The sequence below is a fragment of the Reella acinonychis genome (genome assembly GCF_052384575.1).
Lineage (GTDB): Bacteria > Pseudomonadota > Gammaproteobacteria > Enterobacterales > Pasteurellaceae > JBQSUQ01.
This window is the reverse complement of the sequence record NZ_JBQSUQ010000001.1, coordinates 107,621-113,620: the sequence shown is the minus strand read 5'-3', so window position 1 is coordinate 113,620 and position 6,000 is coordinate 107,621. Positions and strand designations below refer to the sequence as shown.

Annotated in this window: 8 protein-coding genes; all 8 read left to right on the top strand. The window is 40.7% G+C overall.

Features of this window, described 5'->3' with window-relative positions; genetic code table 11:
* Positions 1-301, top strand: a 301-nt coding sequence (locus tag ACT2CV_RS00580) for a hypothetical protein (RefSeq protein ID WP_464974038.1), incomplete at its 5' end; no start/stop codon positions are given.
* A gap of 2 nt (positions 302-303) precedes the next feature.
* Positions 304-939: a Gp138 family membrane-puncturing spike protein gene (locus ACT2CV_RS00575; protein WP_464973858.1), complete on the top strand. Its 636-nt coding sequence runs from the start codon at positions 304-306 to the stop codon at positions 937-939.
* The gene (locus ACT2CV_RS00570; protein ID WP_464973859.1) at positions 936-1,310 is read left to right on the top strand and encodes a contractile injection system sheath initiator; all 375 of its coding nucleotides are present in this window, start codon (positions 936-938) and stop codon (positions 1,308-1,310) included. The genes ACT2CV_RS00575 and ACT2CV_RS00570 overlap by 4 nt, the downstream gene beginning before the upstream one ends.
* The gene (locus ACT2CV_RS00565; protein ID WP_464973860.1) at positions 1,307-2,743 is read left to right on the top strand and encodes a baseplate J/gp47 family protein; all 1,437 of its coding nucleotides are present in this window, start codon (positions 1,307-1,309) and stop codon (positions 2,741-2,743) included. Before ACT2CV_RS00570 ends, ACT2CV_RS00565 begins: the two co-directional genes overlap by 4 nt.
* A 4-nt stretch (positions 2,744-2,747) precedes the next feature.
* Positions 2,748-3,353: a baseplate wedge 1 family protein gene (locus tag ACT2CV_RS00560; protein ID WP_464973861.1), complete on the top strand. Its 606-nt coding sequence runs from the start codon at positions 2,748-2,750 to the stop codon at positions 3,351-3,353.
* Positions 3,346-4,929: a tail fiber protein gene (locus ACT2CV_RS00555; protein WP_464973862.1), complete on the top strand. Its 1,584-nt coding sequence runs from the start codon at positions 3,346-3,348 to the stop codon at positions 4,927-4,929. Before ACT2CV_RS00560 ends, ACT2CV_RS00555 begins: the two co-directional genes overlap by 8 nt.
* The gene (locus tag ACT2CV_RS00550; protein ID WP_464973863.1) at positions 4,926-5,579 is read left to right on the top strand and encodes a hypothetical protein; all 654 of its coding nucleotides are present in this window, start codon (positions 4,926-4,928) and stop codon (positions 5,577-5,579) included. Before ACT2CV_RS00555 ends, ACT2CV_RS00550 begins: the two co-directional genes overlap by 4 nt.
* Positions 5,558-5,827: a DNA helicase UvrD gene (locus ACT2CV_RS00545; RefSeq protein ID WP_464973864.1), complete on the top strand. Its 270-nt coding sequence runs from the start codon at positions 5,558-5,560 to the stop codon at positions 5,825-5,827. Before ACT2CV_RS00550 ends, ACT2CV_RS00545 begins: the two co-directional genes overlap by 22 nt.
* Positions 5,828-6,000 lie beyond the last annotated feature (173 nt).

Sequence of the window (6,000 nt, the reverse complement as noted above, 5' to 3'; positions counted from 1 at the left end):
TGAAGGTGGATTTTTACTTGCAAAAAATTTGCAAATTTTGACCCGTTGTAAAAACAAAACCCCGAACATTGCGAGTGTTCGGGGTTTTTTATTCCCAACTTTCCGTAACAAAGAGGAAATAATTTATATGGCTAAGTATAGCAAAACTAAATTAAAAATCCATCCAAAAGAGGGACTAGAAATGGAAACTTATGCAACCCCATTTATTAAAACATCCATAGGTATTGCCATTATTTTTATTGCAGTCGGATTAACATTACTGTTCTCAACTCCTTTTATTAGTGCAATCCGTTGGTGGTAACAATGCAAACCGAAATCGCTAATGCCCTTGCAGAAATCAATATCGCTATTCCAGCGAAGATTGTCAGTTACGATCCGTCTGCGGTGCGTGCCACTGTCAAACCCACCATTCCTAAGCGGTTAAGCAATGGAGAAACATTGCCTGCTCCGCAGATTGTGAATGTGCCTGTGTGCTTTCCAGTGGCGGATGTGGGCGGTGCGGTGGCTCAAATTACGCTGCCGATGAAAGCAGGTGATGGCGTGTTGTTGATTTTCTCTCATCGCTCGTTGGAAAACTGGTTAAGTGGGAGTGAGCAGTCGCCAGATGATCCGAGAATGTTCGATTTATCCGATGCGTTTGCTATGCCTAGCACTAACGCCAAATCGCCGTCTGCTGATGGGGAAAATCTTTGTATCAAGTATGGTGCTGGCTCGCTAAAGATTACGCCTAGCGGTGATGTGTTGATTAACGCCCCTAGCACAACAATTACCGCACCACAAAACACCATCAATGGCGATTTAACCCTAAATGGCAGTATGACAAGCACGGGTAGCATTACTGCACAGGGCGAAGTGGGCGGAAAAGGCATTAGTCTTTCAACTCATACCCATACTGGCGTAGAAAGTGGTAATAAAGAATCAGGAAGTCCGAAAAAATGAGCGTAAGTGTAGATCTAAAATTATCCAGTCAGCACGATTTGCTATTCAAAAATAATCGCTTGGTTTTGGTTGATGGAGCAAACCAAAAAGCTCAACAAATCAAAATTGCCTTACTCACGTTTTTAGGCGAGTGGTTTTTGGACACTTCGATTGGTGTTCCGTACTTTGAGCAAATTCTGCTCAAATCAGCGGATAAAGTGAAAGTTGAGAATGTTTTTCGGCAGAAGATTATCGCAGTGAAAGGGGTAAAACGGGTGACAAAATTAGAGACGAAAATTGACCGTCAAGCACGGTTACTTTTTGTCTCTTTTGAAGCAGAAACCACAGCAGGATTAGTTGCTGATACGGTTGAAATAGGAGAGAAACAATGAAGTATGGCGTAACATCACAAGGTTTTCAGCGTAAACGACTGCCTGAACAGTTACAGGAGATTTTTACAACATTACGCTCTGAATTTGGCGAAGAAACGGAACTCTCGCCTGATACGGTGCTTGGCGTATTGGCTGCGAATGAAGCGGAGCGGTTTGCAACCATTTGGGAGCTTGCCGAAAGTATCTACAGTGCAATGTACCCAATGAGTGCAACGGGTGCGAATTTAGATCGTGCGGTGTCGTTTACTGGGGTTAAACGCTTGCCAGCTCAACCGTCCGCTGTGGATGTGGCGTGGTACGGACAAGAAAATACGGTAATCCCTGAATATACTGCTGTTCGCAACATTAAAAGCCAAGAGATGTATTACAGTGTCGGCGAATTAACACTTAACCGTTCTCGTGCTTATGATGTGGAGATTGCTTTTAAAAACAGCAGAATTTCAACAGGCGAAGTTTTACAAGTCACAATCAACGGTGTGCAGTATCGCTATCAAACCGATCGCTCATCAATCCAATATGCGATCGAACAGTTGGGTAACCGATTAAAAGTGCTGCATTTTTTATCCGTTGTAACACAAGGTAATAGCTTGCGTTTGCGAGCTACTACGGTTTCTGGCTTTTCTCTTGATTTAAGTCAAAACCTTGTGATTACGTCATTAGGCTGTTTAAACGAAGCACAAACGGAAGGAGCAAGTACTGATTTGGCAGAAGTTGGGCAAGTGAGTGAACTCATCACTCGAATTGATGGCTTAGAAAGCGTAAATAACGTTACACAAGGCACAAAAGGGCGAGAAATGGAAACCGATGCCGAATTGTATGCTCGTTATCAGTTAGGCGTGTATCAAACTGGAGCAGGAACGGTTGAAAGCCTGTTAGATAATCTGCTCAAAGTGAAAGGGGTGTCATCTGCTTTTGTATATGAGAACACAAGCAACACCCAAGACCAATTTAGCACACCAGCAAATGCTATTCATTGCGTTGTACAAGGTGGGTTGGATAGTGCTGTAGCACAAGCGATTTTGACTAAAAAACCTGCGGGCATACCTACGCACGGCAATACAACTGTTTCCGTCACAGACAGTCAGAATATAAGCCGAGCAATTAAGTTCTCACGCCCACGCAGACGCTATATTTGGATTAAAGTTTCTGTGAATACTTTTGTCGATCAAGGTGAGCCGACTGCATCAGGTCATTTTGTAAGTATCTTAAATAATTTAATGAAATATGGCGACAAGCTGCAAATCGGATCAGATGTTGTACTGCAACGACTGATGGCTCAATGTGTATCTGTTAATGGTGTCAACAGCGTATCTATTACCATTGGTTCAACTAATCAAATCACAGATTCTGAGCCGCATTATCAGGCACAGGATATTCAGATCGCACCTGATGAAATTGCGGTATTTGATAAAACCATAATTACCATAGGATAGGCAAATGGACGGACTAGATGAAAATTATCTTGAGATAGCGAAACAACACAATCTCATTCAGTTTCAATGCTCACCTAATATCCACTCACTTTATACCGCACTTTTCACCCCTTTTGCGTCATTGCAAGGTGCATTTCGGGAATTATTGCTAAATCGGCATTTAGATAATGCGGTTGGTAAGCAGTTAGACGGAATTGGGGATATTTTAGGTCTATCACGTCCTTATATGACTGTGGACGGTGTGTTTTACTTTGGTTTTACAGGGCAGAGCAAAGCAAAAGGTTTCTCGCAAGCAGTTATTCGTAGCCTAAACTCAGAAACAAGCAACAAGCAATACCGATTTATTTCAGACAACCTTTATAAACGGTTGCTGCGTTGGAAGATTGTTAAAAACAATTCTCACGGTACGGTTGAAGATGTTATTCGAGCCTGCCAAGCTGCATTTGTGGCAAACCGAGTTGAAGTGATAGAGGAGAAGTGTAAGCTGACAGTTAATGTCACCAGATCGGTTAAATTTGAAAGTGAAGCTATTGAAAGCATAAAAGAAAAACTTATCCCAGCAGCCGCTGGGATTTTTGTTTCAGTCAACATTATGAATGGAAATGGGTAAAACGATGAGTACAAATCAAATCGACTTAATGAAATTGTTTCAACAAATCAAATGGGCTGAAAGTGGCGATACTGTGGATTTTTCCGAAACAAACTACAGTACAGGGTGGTCTTTTTTAGGTGATGACACGCCTACAGTTGAGGATTTCAATGCTTTACAGCAATGGAACGATAAAAAAGACCAATGGCTATACAGTCAGATTGCAAAAGTGTGTCAAGACCAAAAAATTGCAGTAACAGAAAACGATCTTAACACACTACTAAAAGCCATTAAAAAACTTGCTGCTCAACCTAATGCAACAACGGAACAGGTGGGGGTTACTCAATTAGATAGCTCCACAGATTCAAACGCGGAAGATAAAGCTGCAACACCAAAAGCGGTGAAAGTTGTTAAAGATTTAATCAATGCTTTAACGCGGAATTTGGCTAACTATATACCTAATAGTAAAAAATCTGACGCGGTAGATAGCGCATCAAGCGACACAGTAGCGACAAGTAATGCGGTAAAGACTGCTTATGATAAAGGTGTGGAGGCGCTAAGTGTGGTTAGAAGTAAACAATCTCCATCTACAACGCTAGCAGGTTATGGTATATCAGATTTTATTGTTCGTCGCCTTAACACAGAAAATCTTAATGATGTATCCACTCCAGGTATTTACGGACAACCACTTACTGATGAGGCAACTACTGCTAGGAATTATCCAACTAATCAAGCGGGCACATTAATGGTGAGTTTATCGGCGTATGGCGTGCAGCAAGAGTACACAACTTATGCTGACAATAGTAAATATGTTAGAGGCAGAAAAGATAACAACTGGCTAGATTGGACGCGTATAGACGGATCAGATTGGGATGGAGTTAGGGGCAAGCCTACAACTCTTTCTGGTTACGGGATTGTTGATGGAGTAAACAAAAATGGGGATGCGTTAAATGGTAATTTAAAACTAAAAGCGAGCCAACAGGCTTATAACGAACAACTCAGAGAAGAGTCACCTCTATATATACCTCAAATAAATTGGAACGGAGATGCTTATTATCCATTCATTAAAGCGTTATTTACTGGAGCAACCGGTAATGGTAAAAGAGCCACGTTTGGTTTAGGGGTTAGAACATATAGTCAGCAAAATTACGGTGCAGGCGTAATTACATATTGTGCTGATGATAACACTTTGTCAAATTGGTATTTCCATAAAAATGGGGATTTTGTATCAGCAGGTGATGTTTTTGCTCACGGTGGGTTGAGTTTAAACAACTTAATCACTGAATCATTATATCCAAGACATTACTCAGGAGCGAAAGTTTTAAAACTAAGGATGAACTATAGTAATGGATGGAAAGGGTGGAAAATCATGTCAATCTATGCTCCAGATATACAAACGCCAACAAATGGAGAGGTAATTATTAATTTACCAGAAGCTGTAACATCTAATGCAGTGGTAAATGTAACAGATAATGGCAGTGCTAGATTTAGTTATAGCGTAGTAATGCATGGCGTAAACAAAATAAAAATATTTGCACCAGCAAGCAAAAGATGTGGATTTCAAATACATGTGATAGACGGAGGGGTGTTGTTATGATTAAACAATTCAATATTGATGATTTGATTTTTGATGAGCCGATAACTGCTGCTGATGGTTCGTTAATAACATCTGGTAGTAATTGGTATCCAGTGTATACACAAGAGGATATAAATGGTATTTCAGCTAGTGTTACAAATGATGGTGATGTATGGGTAGAAAATGGGGTAATTCACTATTCAGGCGATAAACCATCAAAAAATCACTATTGGGATAAAAGCAGTAAATCGTGGAAACTTTTAACTGCAAGCCAGCAAAAAGCATTACAAAATGAACAACTTGAAATTGAAAAAACAGTTCTTATCCAACAGACCGCCGATAAAACGGACGCATTAAAAGCAAAAATCCTTATCGGCTACCCACAAGCAGAGATTGATAGTTTTTACCGTCAAGAACGTGAGGCGCGCGGATGGGTTGAGGATAATAGCTACCCAACACCAATGCTTACCAGTCTGGCAGAAAATCGCGGTGTACCGTTGGCGTTATTGTGTCAAAAAGTGATTGAAAAAGCGGACCAATTCGCGGTAGTGATGGGGTATATTATCGGCACGCGTCAAGCCTTTGAGGACCGTATTTTAGCCGCTAAAACTGAGGCAGATTTAACCGTACTTGAACAGGAGATTGAACAATGGCAATTAAATTTAGGCTAAAAAACTATTTTTATCATGTCGTTATTGGTATTGACCAACTATTCAATGCTTTTCTGGGTGGTGCGGCGGATGAAACGCTATCAAGCCGAGCCTATCGCGGTGCGGTGTTAGCCGACAAGCCGAAAAAACGTTGGCGATTGTTATTTAAGGTTATCAATGGCTTATTTTTTGACAAAAATCACTGCGAAACCGCCTATAAAAGCGAATTAAACCGCAAGCAATATCCCGATAGTTTCAAAAAATCCTAAAAAATCCACCGCACTTTGTATGGTGCGGCGGACTATAAATGACTAGCTATGTGCCAGATTGTTTTGGAGTTATTATTTTTATTTTGTAATGTGGATCACATTTTTAATGTGATGTTATAGGTGTGGTGTATATAGATGTTATTGCGTGCAAGGTTTAAGGCAATGTTGCATTG